The sequence below is a fragment of the Janthinobacterium sp. 344 genome, assembly GCF_900112025.1.
Lineage (GTDB): Bacteria > Pseudomonadota > Gammaproteobacteria > Burkholderiales > Burkholderiaceae_D > Janthinobacterium.
This window is the reverse complement of the sequence record NZ_FOKL01000001.1, coordinates 218,705-235,820: the sequence shown is the minus strand read 5'-3', so window position 1 is coordinate 235,820 and position 17,116 is coordinate 218,705. Positions and strand designations below refer to the sequence as shown.

4 protein-coding genes are annotated in these 17,116 nt (G+C 67.3%); 3 read left to right on the top strand and 1 reads right to left on the bottom strand.

What is annotated here, in order from left to right; genetic code table 11:
• The first annotated feature begins 84 nt into the window (after window positions 1–84).
• Complete coding sequence (locus tag BM193_RS01015; protein WP_175533116.1) at window positions 85–714, top strand: LysE family translocator; 630 nt, start codon at window positions 85–87, stop codon at window positions 712–714.
• Here the strand turns inward: BM193_RS01015 and BM193_RS01010 are convergent.
• Entirely contained in the window at window positions 677–1,441 is a 765-nt protein-coding gene (locus BM193_RS01010) for a YceI family protein (RefSeq protein WP_254785763.1), read from the bottom strand. The two genes, BM193_RS01015 and BM193_RS01010, sit on opposite strands and share 38 nt — an antisense overlap.
• A 629-nt stretch (window positions 1,442–2,070) precedes the next feature.
• On the opposite strand from BM193_RS01010, the gene BM193_RS01005 reads away from it, so the two are divergent.
• Both BM193_RS01005 and BM193_RS01000 read left to right on the top strand, forming a co-directional pair.
• Window positions 2,071–13,752, top strand: coding sequence for a DUF11 domain-containing protein (locus BM193_RS01005; protein WP_092794557.1), 11,682 nt, complete (start codon window positions 2,071–2,073; stop codon window positions 13,750–13,752).
• Window positions 13,742–17,110, top strand: a complete 3,369-nt coding sequence (locus BM193_RS01000; protein ID WP_092794554.1) for a hypothetical protein — start codon at window positions 13,742–13,744, stop codon at window positions 17,108–17,110. The genes BM193_RS01005 and BM193_RS01000 overlap by 11 nt, the downstream gene beginning before the upstream one ends.
• Window positions 17,111–17,116: the final 6 nt, after the last annotated feature.

Below are 17,116 nucleotides of genomic sequence, written 5' to 3'. Positions count from 1 at the left end.
CGCAATTTCGTCGGCAACGGACATGCCGCGGCCAGGCCGGCGGCCGGGCTCCGGTATCATGTCGCCTTTTGCCTGCGAGTCATTATGCTCAGTCCCGACCAGTTCCTGGCCTTCCTGGCCGCCGCCGTTCTCATCACCGCCAGCCCCGGCCCCGATAACCTGATGGTGCTGGGCGTGGGCATGTCGCGCGGGCGGCGCCAGGGCATGGCGTTCGGCCTGGGCTGCGCCCTCGGCTGCCTCACGCACACCGTGCTGGCGACCATCGGCGTATCGGCGCTGCTGGCCGCCTCGCCCACGGCGTTTACGGCCCTGAAAGTGGCCGGCGGCCTGTACCTGGTGTGGCTGGGCATCGGCGCCATCCGCAGCCGGGGCGGCGCGAAAGTCGATGGCGCGGCGGCCTTGCCCGATGAATCGCTGCTGCGCCTGTTCGGCAAGGGCCTGTTTGCCAACAGTATCAATCCGAAAGTCGTGCTGTTCTTCCTCTCGTTCCTGCCGCAGTTCATCGTCGCGGGACAGGGCAATGCCAGCTGGCAGACGGCGCAGCTGGGCCTGGTGTTCACGGCGCAGGCGTGTGTGCTGTTCGGCTTGCTTGGCTACTTTTCCGGCGCCGTCGGCGCCTGGCTGAACGGCCGCCCGCGCGCCGGCCTGTGGCTCGACCGCGTGGCCGGCAGCATCTTCATCGCCCTGGGCTTGCGCCTGATCCTGGCGCGCTGATCGCGCCGGCCTCGCGCCTGGCCGTGATGCGGAAGGCCAGTTCCATCTGGTCCTGCACGGCCATGGCGCCGCCCAGGATGGCGAACGGCACGATGCCGAAATCGCTCTGCTTCAACAGCAGGGTGCCGCTGGCCTGCAGGCTGCCGCCGTCGGCGCCTGCCTCGATGCGCACGGGCACCTGCACCGCGCGCGTCACGCCGTGCACGGTGATGTCGGCGTCAAGCGCCTCGCTGTCGCCAATGCGCCGGGCGTCGATGCGCCGGGCGTCGACGCGCACCCACGGATAACGTTCCGCGTCGAGCACGCGCACCAGCATGTTCTGGCGCGTGCCGGCGATGGCGTCGGCCGACGGCGTGGTCGTCAGGCCTGTCGCCTGGCGCAGGCCGTCCTCATCCACACTCATCTCGTCCAGCCGGAACCGGAAGGCGGCGCGCCCCGGCGCGGGCGCCACCACGCCTTGCAGCGTGCGGCTGGCGATCACGTGGTCGTGGCCCAGGCGCGCCAGCGCGCCGCCGCGGCGCACGGTAATGGTCAGCAGGGACGCTTGCGGGTCGATCTGCAGCAGGCGCATGCCAGGCTGCTGCCACGCGGGCGCCGGCATCGCGCCCGCCTGCGTGGCCGGCACTGGCGCCAGCGCGGCGGGCGGCGGGGCGAATGGCGAACAGGCCGCCAGCCAGCCGCAGGCACAGGCGCAAGCGAGCAGGGCGCGGCGGCGGGGAGTCGGCATCGATGAGGATTGCTGGAAGGGCATGGGCAGGCAGTGATGGCGCGGTGGGCAATGTGCCAATGGTAAGCGATCGGGCGGGCCAGGGGCCAGCCCTGTTCGCGCCGCCGTGGATTGTTGCGCCGGCAAGCTGCCTGCAAAACAAGACCAGTCGGGTACGGCGATGCCTAACTCAGCAGTGAAAGCGGCGTCTGGAAATGAAAATTGGTATTGACTATTGAAAAGAAAGAAAATCTGGCGAGAGAAATATTATCAATATCTTTTGATTAATATTTTATTGTGGATGTAATAGCGGTGGCGCCTTGAAATAATCAGTGACAATCAGAATTAATAATTGCATTTGGAAAACAAACTATGTATTTGATAGTTTCTCATGATTATGTAATTGATAATTTAAATAATCAGTTGAGTCGATCAGTATAGGCATCAATCGAGAATGTCGACTTGATCAGCATGTTAATTAAAGGAATGTGTTGCGAAATATCAACGAATAAATTTAATTTCTTTGTTGGAAGCAAAAAAAGCCGCCGTCACGTACGCTTGAACTGTTACTTGTCCATATAATTGTGTCAATTTAATGACATTTTAATATCGATCTGCGCCTTGCAGAGGAACATTTCATAGCGAACAACATGACAAAAAAATCACAGGGTACGGTGCATGCCGGCCGCCAGAACTCCGTCTCGCCCGCCCCGCGTCCGCCTGTTGCCGCCATTGCCCGCCGTGCCATCCGCCTTGTGACCGACCTTGTCGGCGCGTCCCGTTTTTCCGCCGGCGTCACGCATGCCCGCCGCACGCCGCTGCTGGCGCTGGCCGCCATCTTGCTGGGCGCCGCGGCGCCCGCCAGCGCGCAGGTGCTCTGGGAGGATTACCGCGGTATCGACCGCGTGCCGGCCAATCCGCTCACGCCCAATTACAACAATGGCTTCGACGCCGGCAGCACGGCCAGGCTGGCCAGCCTGATGGCGCTGGCCGCCAATCCCGGCGCCAACGCGGCGCGCACGGGGAGCTCGGCCCAGCTGGACTGGGCCAATGGCTCGTCTGCCGCTCCGGGCCAGCTATGCAACCTCGATACGCAGCAGACGTCGCCTGCCTGCCGCGCGTGGATCATGGGCCGCGCGATGTACACGCTGGTGGTATTTCCGCAAGCGGGCAACTATAAGTTCAGCGTGGCGCACGACGATGACGTGAAAGTCGATTTTTCCACCCAGTATTCGACCAATTACCGCGGCGCCGTGTATAACGTGGCCGTCGGCAGCGTGGCCGAATATTCGAATAATGAAACGGATTTCCAGAATCTGGCCGGCAATTTCAATAGCGCCACACCAGGGGGCTGTTATCTGGCCCGCGTCCTGTGGAATAACGTCGGCGGCATCAATTATTTGCACATGCGCTGGACGCGTCCCGACAATGTCACGGAAATCATTCCCGCTTCCCAGTTGCGCGATCCCGGCCAGGCCAGTTCCTATACCAGTTGCACCAACGCCAAGACCGACCTGGCCGTGGGCAAGGTCGGACCTGCCACGTTTTCCGTTGGCAAGCCCTTCAGCTACACCATGAAGGTGTGGAACCGGGGACCGGCCGTCAGCACGGGCGCCACCTTCAGCGACGTGCTGCCCGCCACCCTGAGCAATGTCAGCTGGACGTGCGCCGCCAGCGGCACGGCCTCGTGCGGCACGAAAACCTCGGGGGCCGGCAGCAACAGCGTGACCATCACCATGGGCGCCTTGCCCTTGAATGCCGCCGTCAGCGACCCCACCAGCGGCGCGTATCTGACAGTGACCATCACGGCCACGCCCGGCGACGCGGCCAGCATCGTCAACACGGCGAATGTCACCGTCTCGCCGAACGAGACGGATAGCGACCTGAGCAACAACAGCAGCAGCACCACGGCCACCGTCAGGACGAATACCTTGACGGTGACCAAGGCGCTGGCGCCCGTCAGCGACGCCGGCCTGTTCATCATGAACGCCAACGGCACGCCTGGCGCGCAGGGCGGCAATGGCGCCACGGCCAGCGCCGTGGTGCGCGTGGGTAACGTGGCGACGTTCGCGGAAAGCGCGGGCACGGGCACCGCGCTGGCGCAGTACCAGAGCAGCTACAGTTGCGTGCGCACGGATACGGCCGCCGTCATCGCCAGCGGCGCGGCCGCATCGGGCAATCTCACCATGCCGGACGCGCCCGTTGCGTGCACCATCAGCAACCGCCGCCTGCAGGCGGACATGCAAGCCGTTACCACCGTGCCGCCCGGCCCCTACAATGCGGGCAGCGCCATCACTGTCACGGGCGTGTGCACGAATAACGGCCCCGACAACGCGGCCGTGCCCACCTGCGTGATGAGCGGCTTGCCGGCCGGTACCACGCCCAGCTGCAACGTGCCTGCCGCGCCCTTCATTCCCGGCTCGCGCATCAATTGCAGCGCCACCTTCAACCTGCCCGCCAGCGGCAGCCTGACGATCACCACCACGGCCGGCAGCACCACGCTCGATCCCGTGCCGGCGAATAATGTCGACAGCGACCCGCTGGGCGTCGTCAGCCCCCTGGTGCGCGTGCAGAAAAGCGTCGACAAGGCGGCCGCCACCGTGGGCGACACGCTGCAATGGACCCTGGGCGCCGCGAACAGTGGCACGGGCGCCACCACGGCCGCATTGACCCTGACCGATACCTTGCCCGCCAACCTGGCCGCCATCGTCGTCACGCCCACGGCTCCCACCACCTGCGCGGCGCTGGCCGGCAATACGCTCACGTGCACGGTGCCGGCCGGCCTGGCAGCGGGCGCCAGCGCCCAGGTCAGCATCAGCGCCAGCCCCACGGCGGCGGGCAACTTCATCAACAGCGTGCTGCCGTCGGGCGGCAATGGCGCCAGCTGCCTCGCGCCGGCCGCCTGCCAGACGACGACCGTCGTCAGCAAGCCGCTGGTCGACGTCACCACCACCTTGAACGGTTTCCCCGGCACCTCGAACGCGGGCGATATCATCGCTGGCGTGGTCACCTACGCCAACCAGGGGCCGGGCGCGGCCGAAGGCGTGACGTACAGCCTGCAACTGGCCACGGGCCTGGCGGGCGTCTCCGTCACCGGCGTGAGCGGCAGCTACAACGCAGGCACGGGATTCGTCACCTTCACGGGCTTGCCCGTGACCCTGGCATCGGGGCAGACATTCAGCTTCAACCTGTCGTACACCCAGCCGGGCAGCAATATCTCCTCCGTCACCAGCATCATCGCCACCACCTCGACGGAAGTGGCGAACGACTTGCCGAACATGGCCAGGGTGACGGTGCCGGGACCGAACGTGCGCGTCACCAAGACGGCCAACAAGGCCACGGCCAACGTGGGCGAAGACATCACCTGGACGATCACGGCCAGCAATACGGGCAATATCGCCAACCAGGGCATCGTCAGCCTGGCCGACTTGCTGCCGCCGAACCTGGTGGTGACGAGCGTGGTGGCGGCACCGGGCGTGACGTGTCCGCCGCTGGCCAGCTGGGTGGCGTCGAGCACGCAGACGTGCACCGTCGCCGCCGGCCAGCTGGCGGCCGTGAACGGCAGCCGCACCGTCACCATCACCGCGCATGCGACGGCGGGCGGCAGCCTGTCGAACCGCATCATGCCCGGCGGTCCCGACAACCCGGCCTGCAGCTCGGCCAGCGTGTGCCAGACGACGAGCACCATCACCAGCCCGACAGTGGCGGTGAAGAAAACCGTCGACCATGCCACCGTGAATATCGGCGCCACCCTGAGCTGGAGCGTGACGGCGACGAACAGCGGCGATGGCGCCACTACGGCGCCCATCACCCTCACCGATACCCTGCCGGCCAACCTGGTGGGCCTGAACGTGGCCCTGGTGGGCGGCGCCACCTGCGCTGTTCCAGTGGGCAATATCCTCAGCTGCACCGTGCCGGCCGGCCTGGCCGCCAATGGCGGCGTCGCCGGGTTCACTGTGACGGCCCAGCCTGCCGCCGCCGGCACCTATGCCAACAGCGTCGTGCCGTCCGGCCCCGACAACCCGGCCTGCGCCACGCCCGCCGATTGCGCCACCACCAGCACCGTGACCAGCCCCAGCGTGGCCGTGACGAAAAGCGTCGACAAGGCCACCGTCAACCTGGGCGACACCATCACCTGGACCTTAAAGGCGCGCAACAACGGCAGCGGCCCGACGAATGCCGTCATCACCCTGACGGACAGCTTGCCCGCCAACGTGGGCGCGCTGCAGATATTGCCTGTCGCGCCCGTCTCGTGCGGCGTGCCCGCCGGTACCACCTTGACGTGCAGCGTGCCGGCCGGCCTGGCCGCGAATGCGGAAGCGAGCGTCGTCGTGAAAGCCGTGGCCAATGCGCCCGGCACGGTGGCCAACAGCCTGCTGCCGTCCGGCCCCGACAATCCCGTCTGCGCCACGCCGGGCGCCTGCCAGACGACGACCACCGTCACCAGCCCCAACGTGGCGGTGAAGAAAAGCGTCGACAAGGCGACGGTCAATGTGGGCGAGACGATCACCTGGACCTTGAGCGTCAGCAATAGCGGCACGGGCGCCAGCACGGGCAGCGTGACCCTGAGCGACACCTTGCCGGCCGGCCTGACGAACGTCGTGATCAGCCCGCAGTCGCCCGCCACCTGCGCGCCGCTGGCCGGCGCGACCCTGACGTGCAGCGTGCCGGCCGGCCTGGCCGCCGGCGCTTCCGCGCGCATCTTCGTGAGCGCCACGGCCACCCTGGCCGGCGCCGCCGTCAACAGCGTGGTGCCGGGCGGTCCCGACAATCCCGCCTGCGCGCTGCCCGGCGATTGCGGCACCACCACCACAGTGGTCAAGCTGCTGGTCGACGTCACCACCACCTTGAACAATTTCCCGCCGAATACTTTGGCCGGCGACAGCATTTCCGGCATCGTCACGTATGCCAACGTGGGGCCCGGTCCCGCCGAAGGCGTCACGTACACCCTGCAGCTGACGCCGGGCCTGGCGAACGTCGCCTTGACGGGCGCCGTCGGCAGCTACAATCCGGCCACGGGCCTGGTGACGCTGTCCGGCCTGCCCGTGACCCTGGCGAATGGCCAGAGCACCAGTTTCAACGTCAGCTACACGCAGCCGGCCGACAACCTGTCGATGGTGACGTCGACGATTGCCACCACCTCGGTGGAAGTGGCGAACGACTTGCCGAACACGGCCATGGCGACCGTGCCCGGTCCCATCATCCGCGTGACGAAACTGGCCGACAAGGCGACGGCCAACGTGGGCGAGACGGTGACGTGGACCATCACGGCCACGAACACGGGCAGCCTGGCCAACCTGGGCGTGGTGACGCTGACGGACATCCTGCCCGCCAACGTGACGGTGCTGTCCGTCACGCCGGGCGCGGGCGTGACGTGTCCGCCGCTGGCCAGCTGGCTGGCCAACAGCGCGCAAGCGTGCACCATTGCTCCCGGCCAATTGGCCGCCGTGAATGGCAGCCGCAGCATCACCATCAGCGCCACGGGCACGGCGGGCGGCAGCCTGGGCAACAAGGTGCTGCCGAGCGGACCGGACAATCCCGCCTGCGCGCAGGCCGCGTCGTGCCAGACCACCACCACCATCCTCAGCCCGCAAGTGGCCGTGCGCAAGACGGTCGACAAGAGCAACATCAATGTGGGCGATGCGCTGACCTGGACCATTGCCGTCGCCAACACGGGCACGGGCGCGACGCGCGGCGTCATCACCCTGACCGATACCTTGCCGGCCAACCTGACCGTGTGGCAAGTATTGCCCGCATCGCCGGCCACGTGCGCCGTGCCGAACGGCAACCAGCTTGTCTGTTCCATTCCCGCCGGCATGGCGGCGGGCGCCACCTTGAACATCCTCGTCAAGGGCGTGGCCAACGCGGCCGGCGCCTTCGTCAACAGCGTGGTGCCGAGCGGTCCGGACAACCCGGCCTGCCTGCAGGCCGGCGATTGCAGCACCACCAGCACGGCCGTCAAGCTGCTGGTCGACGTGACCACCACGCTGAACGGTTTCCCCGGCAGCACGCATGCGGGCGACAATATCGGCGGCACGGTCACTTTCAGCAATATCGGCCCCGGCGCGGCCGAAGGCGTGAGCTACAGCGTGCAGCTGGCGCCCGGCCTGGCCGGCGTCACCTTCAATGGCGTGACGGGCAGCTACAATGCGGGCACCGGACTGGCGACTTTCACCGGCGTGCCCGCCACCCTGGCGCCGGGGCAGGGTTTCAGCTTCCAGCTCGGCTATATCCAGCCGGCCAGCAATCTGTCGACCGTCGTCAGCCGCATCGCCACCACCTCGACGGAAGTGGCGAACGACCAGCCGAACGTGGCGACCGTCACCATGCCCGGCTCCATCATCCGCGTCAGCAAGACGGCCAACAAGGCCATCGCCAACGTCGGCGAGGAAATCATCTGGACGATTACGGCCAGCAACACGGGCAGCCTGGCCAACCAGGGCGCCGTGGTCTTGACGGACTTGCTGCCGCCAAATATCGTCATCACGGCCGTCACGCCCGACAGCGGCGTGACCTGCCCGCCGCTGGCCAGCTGGGTCGCCAACAGCCAGCAGAGCTGCAGCGTGGCCATCGGCCAGCTGGCGGCGGGCAATGGCCAGCGCCAGATCGTGCTGACCGGCAAGGCTAGCGCGGGCGGCACCCTGGCCAACCAGCTGATGCCGAGCGGTCCGGACAATCCCGCCTGCTTCCAGGCCAGCACGTGCCAGACCAGCACCACCATCACCAGCCCGGCCCTGGCGCTGAAGAAGACCGTCGACAAGACGGCGCTGAATATCGGCGATAGCCTGGGCTGGACCATCACCCTGGCCAACACGGGCACGGGCGCCAGCACGGCCGTTGCCACCATCACCGACACCTTGCCGGCCGGCCTGGCGAATCTCGTCGTCACGCCCGCCGCGCCCGTCACTTGCGCGCCGCTGGCGGGCAATGTCCTCACGTGCAGCGTGCCGGCCGGCCTGGCCGCCGGCAGCGCCGCCACGCTGCAGGTGACGGCGCGCGCCGTCGCCGCCGGCACGCTGGCCAACAGCGTCAGCGTCAGCGGCCCGGATACGCCCGTGTGCCTGCAGGCGGGCGATTGCGGCACCACCAGCACAGTCAGTTCGCCGCTGCTGACGGCCAGCAAAACCGTCGACAAGACGGTGGCCAGCGTGGGCGACACCCTGACGTGGACCTTGACCTTGCGCAATACCGGCACGGGACCCAGCACGGCCATCGCCACCCTCGGCGATACCTTGCCTGCGGGCCTGGCGAACGTGCTGGTCACGCCGGTGGCGCCCGCCACCTGCGCCGTACCGGCGGGCAATGTCGTCACGTGCAGCGTGCCGGCCGGCCTGGCCGCCGGCGCCAGCGCCGGCGTCAAACTGAGCGCCACGGCCACGCTGTCGGGCAGCCTGGTGAACGCCTTGGTGCCTGGCGGGCCGGACAATCCCGCCTGCGCCGTGCCCGGCGATTGCCAGACCACCACGGTGGTATCGACATTGCTGGTCGACGTGACGACCACCCTGAACGGTTTCCCCGCCAGCAGCAATGCGGGCGACGCCATCCGTGGCGTGGTGACGTTCGCCAATTCCGGCCCGGGCGTGGCGGACAATGTCAGCTACAGCCTGCAGCTGGAAACGGGCCTGGCCGGCGTGTCGCTGAGCGCCATCAGCGGCGCGCCCGGCATCAGCGGCGCCTACAACAGCGGCACGGGCCTGTTCGTGCTGAGCGGCTTGCCGACCACCCTGATCAGCGGACAAAGTGCCAGTTTCAACCTGTTCTATACGCAGCCGGCCAGCAACAGTTCACGCATCACCAGCGTGGTGGGCACCAGTTCCACGGAAATCGTCAACGACTTGCCGAACACGGCGACGACGAATCTGCCGGGCCCCGTGATCCGCGTCAGCAAGACGGTCGATAAGACGAATGCGGCCGTGGGCGATCTCCTGAGCTGGACCATCACGGCGGTCAACACGGGCAACTTGCCGAATCAAAACCCGGTCGTCATCAGCGACGTCTTGCCCGCGAATATAGTCATTGTCAGCGTCACGCCCGATGCGGGCGTGGCGTGTCCGCCGGCTGCCAGCTGGGCGCCCGGCAGCGTGCAGGCATGCACGGTGGCGGCTGGTCAATTGGCCGCCGGCAATGGCAGCCGCAAGGTCGTCGTCACGGGCCGCGGATCGTTGGGCGGCAAGCTGTCGAACCGCGTCGTGCCCGCCGGTGGCGACAATCCCGCCTGCGACACGGCCAGCGCCTGCCAGGCCACCACCACCCTGGTGGCGCCGCAGGTGACGGTGCGCAAGAGCGTCGACAAGAGCAGCGCCAGCGTGGGCGACTTGCTGACCTGGACGATTACCGCCAGCAATACCGGCACGGGCGCGACCAGGTCCGCCATCGTGCTGACCGATAACCTGCCTGCCGGCGTCAGCGGCGCGCAAGTGCTGTCGACGCAACTGGCCACCTGCGCGCCCGTGGCCGGCAATATCGTCACGTGCAGCGTGACGGCGGGCCTGGCGCCGGGCGGACAGGCGCAAGTGGTGCTGCGCGCCACGGTGAGCGCGGCCGGCGTGCTGCAAAACACGGTGCTGCCTGCCGGCCCCGACAATCCTGTGTGTGTGCAGGCCGCCGATTGCACGACCAGCACCACGGCCATCAAGCTGCTGGTCGACGTGACCACCACCTTGAACGGTTTCCCCGGCACCACCAATGCGGGCGACCAGATCAACGGTATCGTGACCTTCAGCAACATCGGCCCCGGCACCGCCGAGAACGTGACGTACAGCCTGAAACTGGCGCAAGGCCTGATGGGCGTGACCCTGAGCGGCGCCGCGGGCAGCTACGACGCTGTCAGCGGCATGCTGACGCTACAGGGCTTGCCGTCCAGCCTGGCGCCGAACGAGGTGCACAGCTTTGGCTTGTCGTATATCCAGCCGGCCAGCAATGTGTCGACCATCGTCAGCATCATCGCCACCAGCTCCACGGAAGTGGCGAATGACTTGCCGAACACGGCAACAGTGACCATGCCGGGTCCCGTCATCCGCGTCAGCAAGAGCACCAGCACGGTCAATGCCAACGTGGGCGACAGCATCGTCTGGACCATCACGGCCGTCAACAGCGGCGGCGTGGCCAATGCGGGCATCGTGACCCTGGCCGATCTGCTGCCGGCGAATATCTCCGTGCTGGCCGTCAGCGCCGACGCCGGCGTGACGTGTCCGCCGCTGGCCAGCTGGGTGGCGAACAGCGTGCAAAGCTGCCGCATTGCGGTAGGCCAGCTGGCCGCCGGCAATGGCGCGCGCAGCGTGCGCGTGACGGCCACCGGCACCGTGGAAGGCATTTTGTCGAACCGGGTCATGCCGAGCGGTCCCGATAATCCGGCCTGCGCCCAGGCCAGCAGCTGCGAATCGGGCGTGGTGCTGACGGGGCCGAAAGTGGCGGTGAAGAAAATCGCCAACCGCGCCAGCGCCAACGTGGGCGACACCGTGGCGTGGACCATCACGGCCAGCAATACGGGCAGCGGTCCCACGCGCGCCGTCATGACCCTGGTCGACACCTTGCCGGCCGGCTTGACGAACGTGGTGGTGACGCCGCTGCGCGCCACCTGCGCGCCCGTGGCCGGCAATGTGCTCACCTGCAGCGTGCCTGCCGGACTGATCGGCAATGGCGGCGAAGCCAGCGTGGAAGTGTCGGCCACCGTCACCCAGGCAGGCAGCGCGCGCAACAGCGTCGTGCCGTCCGGCCCCGACGCGCCGCTGTGCCTGGCGCCAGCCGATTGCCAGACCACCACCAACGTCACCAGCCCCAGCGTGATGGTGAAAAAAGTGGCGGACAAGGCCAGCGCCAGCATCGGCGACACCGTCAGCTGGACCATCACGGCCACCAACAGTGGCAGCGGCGCCAGCACGGCGGCCATCGTCCTGACGGATGAGCTGGCCGCCAGCCTGACGGACATCGCCGTCACGCCAGCGGCCCCCACCGTGTGCGCACCGCTGGCCGCCAACAAGCTGGTGTGCACGGTGCCGGCGGGCCTGGCGCCCAATGCCGTGGCCGCCGTCAGCGTCAGCGCGAAAGTGGCCGCCAGCGGCAGCTTGAGCAATACCATTGTGCCCACCGGCACGGACTTGCCGCGCTGCGCGCAAGCGTCCGATTGCACGGCCGTCACGGAAGTGGCGAACCCGGCCATCGGCGCGGCGCTGGGCGTGGGCAAGGTGACGCAGCTGTCGGCCAAGGTCTTCAACGTGCCATACACCGTGGTGGTGCGGAACGTGGGCAAGGGCACGGCATCGAACGTGCAGGCGCTCGACAGCCTGCGCGCCGCCTTCCCCGAACCGGTGGCGTGCCGCATCGTCACGCCGCCAGCCGCGCCGGCCATCGCCGGCAGCAGGCAGCTGGCCGTCAACCCGGGATTTACCGGCGGTTGCGGCGGCGGCGACCTGCGCCTGTTCGGCGGTGACGCGGCCCTGGCCGAAGGCGAACTGACTGTGGTGACCTTCACCGTGCAGATCACCGTGCCGGAGACCAGCGCGCCGCAGTACAACAACAGCGTGTTTGCCAGCGCCCTGGGCGGCAATGTCGCCAATGCGGGCGGCAGCATCAGCGTGCCGCCGGCACCAGGCGCCGGCGCCATCGCCGCCAACCCGGCCTACACCCCGCCGGCGGGCAGCCTGGTGTTTGACGCGTCGAACAATGGCGGCGGCCATGCGGGTGCCGCGGCGACGGCGGCGGAAGTGGCCGCGCTGGCGGAAAAGGCCGACCCGAACCGCAATGGCAATGCGTCGGAAACCGTGGGCGGCGTGCCGTTCACGGGCGAGGACACGCCCACGCCCGTGGTCTTGCTGCGCCAGGTGGTCGACGTCATCAAGGCTGTTTCCGCCCAGCAGCAGGTCGATGCCAGCAAGTTCGAGATCAGCTACACGGTGCAGGCGGCCAACCGCTATCCGGCCGGTTATCCGACCTCGACCATGGTGCAGGTGGCGGAAAACCTGAAGGCCGTCTTCCCGACGGCCACCAGCGTCACCTTCAAGCCGGGCAGCCTGGCCGTCACGGCGCGGCCGGCCGGCGCCACGGCTTGCGTGGCAAACGAGGACTTCAACGGCGTCACGGTGTTTGGTTTGCTGAACGGCAAGGGCGACCTGCAGCCGCAGGAAAGCTGCAACATCGTCTTCACGGTGCTGGTCGACTTCGGCAGCGTGGCGGCGATTCCCACCGTGCCGCAACTGAACCAGGTGTATGCCAGCACCATGCCGGGCACGGAAGCGGGCGGGCGCAACGTCGGCCACAGCTATAGCGGTGGCGATGGCGGCAACACGCCGGTGGCGCCCGTCAGCGTGCTGGCCCTGGCCAGTTCGTCCGACACCTTGCTGCTGCCGGCCACGCCGGGCGCCACGCCGCCCAGCTTCACGCCCGTGGTGTTCAACACGACGGACAAGCCGATGTTGTTGATCAGCAAGAGCGTCAACAAGGCGCAGGCCGAGATCGGCGACAGCCTGCAATACACGATCGAGGTGAAGAACACGGGCGTGGCGACGGCATTCGGCGTCAGCGTGCTCGATAAACTGCCGGCCGGCTTCCGCTATATCGACGGCACCACCACGCGCAACAACGTGGTGCAGCCCGATCCGTCCGGCAAGCCGGGCCCGCAGCTGAGCTTCAAGCTGGAATCGCTGGCGCCGAACGCCAGCGCCAGCTTCCGCTACCGCCTGCGCGTGGGCGTCGGTTCGCTGCAGGGCGACGGCGTCAACCGCGCCCAGGCCACGACCACCAGCGGCCCGCCGTCGAACGAGGCGCGCGCCAAGGTGAAAGTGATGGGCGGCGTGTTCACCACGGATGCCTGCGTCGCCGGCAAGGTGTTTGTTGACTGCAACAACAACCACGTGCAGGACGAGGAGGAACTGGGCATCCCCGGCGTGCGCCTGTACATGGAGGATGGCACGAACTTCACCACCGACGTGGAAGGCAAGTACAGCTATTGCGGCATCACGCCGAACAGCCATGTGATCAAGGTCGATGGCGCAACCCTGCCACGCGCCAGCCGCATGATGGAAGCGTCGAACCGCAACCTGGGCGATCCGCACAGCCTGTTCCTCGATACCAAGAATGGCGAGCTGCTGCGCGCCGACTTCATCGAAGGCTCGTGCTCGAACCCCGTGCTGGAACAGGTCAAGGCGCGCCGCGCGCAAGGCGAGGTGCGCAGCGTGGAAAGGGAGGGCAGGGGGCCGGGCCTGAGTTTCAGCAGCCAGCCCGCCAGCGCGCCCGCGCAGGCGACCGACAGCGCCAACCAGCCGGTCGTGGCGCCCCGCGCGCCAGCCGCCGTGCCGTCCAAGGCGCCAGCCGCAGGAGGCAGTCATGCGCAATAAGCCTCCCTTCCATCACGTGCCGCTTGCCAGCGCCGCCACAGAGAAACAGGTCATGAAGAAACATCCTCCCGCGCCACGGCGCCTGGCCGCCGTGCTGGCGCTGCTGGCTTTCCCGGCAGCGGGCCAGGCGCAGATGCCCTTGCCGGACAGCGCCGCCGGCCCTGGCGTCGTGGCGCCCACCTTTTTCCCAGGCAAGGTAGGCCTGGCCGACTACGCCATCAACCGGGGCGTGGCGCGCATCGCCGTCGAGACGGACTACCGCGAGGCGCCGGCCGATGGCCAGAGCCCCGTCAAGGTGACGGTGACACTGTTTGACGAGCAGGGCAAGCCATTGACGGGCACGGCCTTGCTGACCATCGAGGCCAGCGGCGGGCGCATCCTGCTGCCCGGCGCGCGCACCGATGAACTGGGACCGGAGCGGCGCGACGTGGACAAGGTCACGCCCGGCACGCAGCTGACGGTGGAAAACGGCGTGGCGACCTTCAGCCTGCTGGCCCCGGCCACGCCGCAGGACGTGCTGCTGCGCGTGTCGGCCGGTGCCGTGGCGGCGCAGGGCACCATCAGCTTCCTGCCGGAATTGCGCGACATGCTGGCCGTCGGCTTGATCGACGGCATCATCAGCAAGCGCAGCCTGTCGAGCAGCGATATTGCGCCGTCGCGCTTCAATGACGGTTTCGAGCGCGACATCCAGCGCTGGAGCCGCGCCTTCAACAATGGCAAGGCCAACGTGGCGGGCAGGGCGGCGATGTTCCTGAAGGGCACCATCCGCGGCGACGCCCTGCTGACGGCCGCCTACGATTCCGACAAGGACACGCGCGCGCGCCTGATGCGCGACGTCAATCCGGAAGAGTTTTACCCGGTGTATGGCGACAGTTCCGTGCGCAATTTCGACGCCCGCTCCAGTGACCGCCTGTATGTGCGCATCGACCAGCAGAAAAGCTATGTGCTGTACGGCGACTTTGCCACGGGCGACGGTTTCAGCCAGATGGCGGGCGGCGGCGCCGTGGCCAACTTGCAGCAGAGAAAACTGGGCCAGTACAACCGCACGGCGACGGGCGGGCGCGGCCATTACGAAAAAGACGGCATCGTCGCCAACGCCTTCGCCATCAACGATAGCCTGAAGCAGGTGGTGGAAGAGTACCGGGCGAACGGCACTTCGGGGCCGTTCGCCGTGCGCAACAACGACGCCATCGAAAACTCGGAAAAGATCGAGATCGTGGTGCGCGACAAGAACCAGAATGGCAACATCCTGCAGGTGACGCAGCTGCGGCGTTTCGAGGATTACAGTTTCGAGCCGTTCAGCGGGCGCATCCTGTTCAAGCAGGCGATTCCTGCCCTCACGCCGAATGGCGACCCGCAATCGATCCGCATCAGCTACGAGGTGGACCAGGGCGGCGAGAAATTCTGGACCCTGGGCGTGGATGGGCAAGTGCAGCTGGGCACGATGGTTTCCCTCGGCGGGTCGGCCGTGGAAGACAGGAACCCCTTGTCGCCGTACAAATTGCACAGCGCTAACGCGGGCGTGCGGCTGGGCGAGCACAGTCTGCTGGTGCTGGAAGTGGCGCGCACCACGTCCACCAGCTACAGCGCGGGCGGCAATGTCTACACGACGCCGTCGGGCCAGGCGGGCGAGCTGCGCGATGAAGTCAGTGGCAACGCGGCGCGGGTCGAGCTGCAGCACAAGGATGACAAGCTCGACGCGAAAGCCTTCTGGAGCCGCTCGGACCAGGATTTCAACAACACGGCGGCCGGCATCACGGGCGGACGCGGCGAGGCGGGGCTGAAGGCGGGCTACAAGCTGACCCCGGCCGTCACCGTGTACGGCGAAGCCATCCGCAGCGACGAGCGCAGCACCGATGCGCGGCGCGAGGCGGCCCGCCTGGGCGTGGCGTGGAACGCCAGCGAGCGATGGTTGCTCGACGTGTCCATCCAGCACATGAAGGAGAGCGGCGGCATGCCATCGACGGCCGGCATCGCGCCCAATACGTCGCCACTGGGCACGGGCCTCAATCCCACGGGCGGTTTTTTTGGCAACGGCACGGCGAACACGGCCATCGATCCCGTCACGGGCGGCAGCATCACCACGTTTGCGCCCGTCAACCCCGGTGTCGGCGGCGGCACCACGGCGCCGCTCGACGCCACCACCGTGCGTCTGGGCGCGCAGTACAAGGCCACGGACCGCTGGACCCTGACGGGCGAGGTGGAAAAAAGCATCGCCGACACGGACCAGCATCGCTACGGCCTGGGCGCGCAATACCAGCTGGCCGAACGCAGCCGGCTGTATGCGCGCTATGAAAACCAGACGGGACTGGCATCCGCGTATGCGCTCAATCCGGCCGACCGCAGCACCAGCTTTATCGCTGGCGCCGATACGGGCTATATGCCGGGCGGCACCGTGTTTGGCGAATACCGCATGCGCGATGCCATCGATTACAGCCTGAGCAACCAGCGCGACCTGCAACTGGCCTCCGGCTTGCGCAACACGTGGAACCTGGGCGAAGGCCTGGCGGCGAACACGCATATCGAATACCTGAAAGTCATGAACGGCCAGCAGCAGCAAGCCGTGGCCGTGGCGGCAGGGCTCGATTTTTCCACCAATCCATTGTGGCGCGGCTCCGTCAAGCTTGAGTACCGGCGCCTGTTCGACAGCGAGATCGCGCCGGGCGACCAGCGCCAGGATCAATGGCTCAACACCATCGCGTGGGCGCGCAAGCTGAGCCGCGACTGGACGTTCCTCGCGCGCAATTACCTGCTGTACACGCGCAACCACGACGACGCCAGCGGCGCGCCGGTCGGCAACGTGCTGCAGGACCGGGCACAGCTGGGCTTTGCCTGGCGCCCTGTCGACGACAACCGTTTCAATGGCCTGGCCCGCTACGAGTACAAGACGGTGCGCGACCAGTCGCAGATCGATGGCGACCATTACCGCGCGCATATCGTATCCACGCACCTCGATTACCACCCCAGCCGTCCATGGTGGTTCACGGGCCGCGTGGCCGCCAAGCACAACAACGACAAGAACTTGCCGGCGGGACAGGAGAAATACACGGCGTGGCTGTTTTCCGGGCGCACCGTGTACGACATCAGCAAGAACTGGGACATCGGCGTGCTGGCGGCCGTGATGGGCAGCCCGCAAGGGGGCAGCCGCCAGTGGGCCAACGGCGTCGAAGTGGGCTATCTGCTGGCGCAAAACCTGTGGCTGTCGGCCGGCCACAACTGGTCGGGCTTTTCCGACCGCGACCTGACGGGCGCCGACTACACGGCGCGCGGCCCCTACCTGCGCCTGCGCTTCAAGTTCGATGAAAACCTGTTCAAAGGCAAAGACGCCACCATCAACCGTACCCTGGCCCGGCCATGAAAACCA

What these genes read in the sequence shown, in the direction of transcription:
- BM193_RS01005 (WP_092794557.1), top strand. Translation starts at nt 2,071, where the DNA reads ATGACAAAAAAATCACAGGGTACGGTGCATGCCGGCCGCCAGAACTCC.
- BM193_RS01000 (WP_092794554.1), top strand. Translation starts at nt 13,742, where the DNA reads ATGCGCAATAAGCCTCCCTTCCATCACGTGCCGCTTGCCAGCGCCGCC.
- BM193_RS01010 (WP_254785763.1), bottom strand. Translation starts at nt 1,441, where the DNA reads ATGCCGACTCCCCGCCGCCGCGCCCTGCTCGCTTGCGCCTGTGCCTGC.
- BM193_RS01015 (WP_175533116.1), top strand. Translation starts at nt 85, where the DNA reads ATGCTCAGTCCCGACCAGTTCCTGGCCTTCCTGGCCGCCGCCGTTCTC.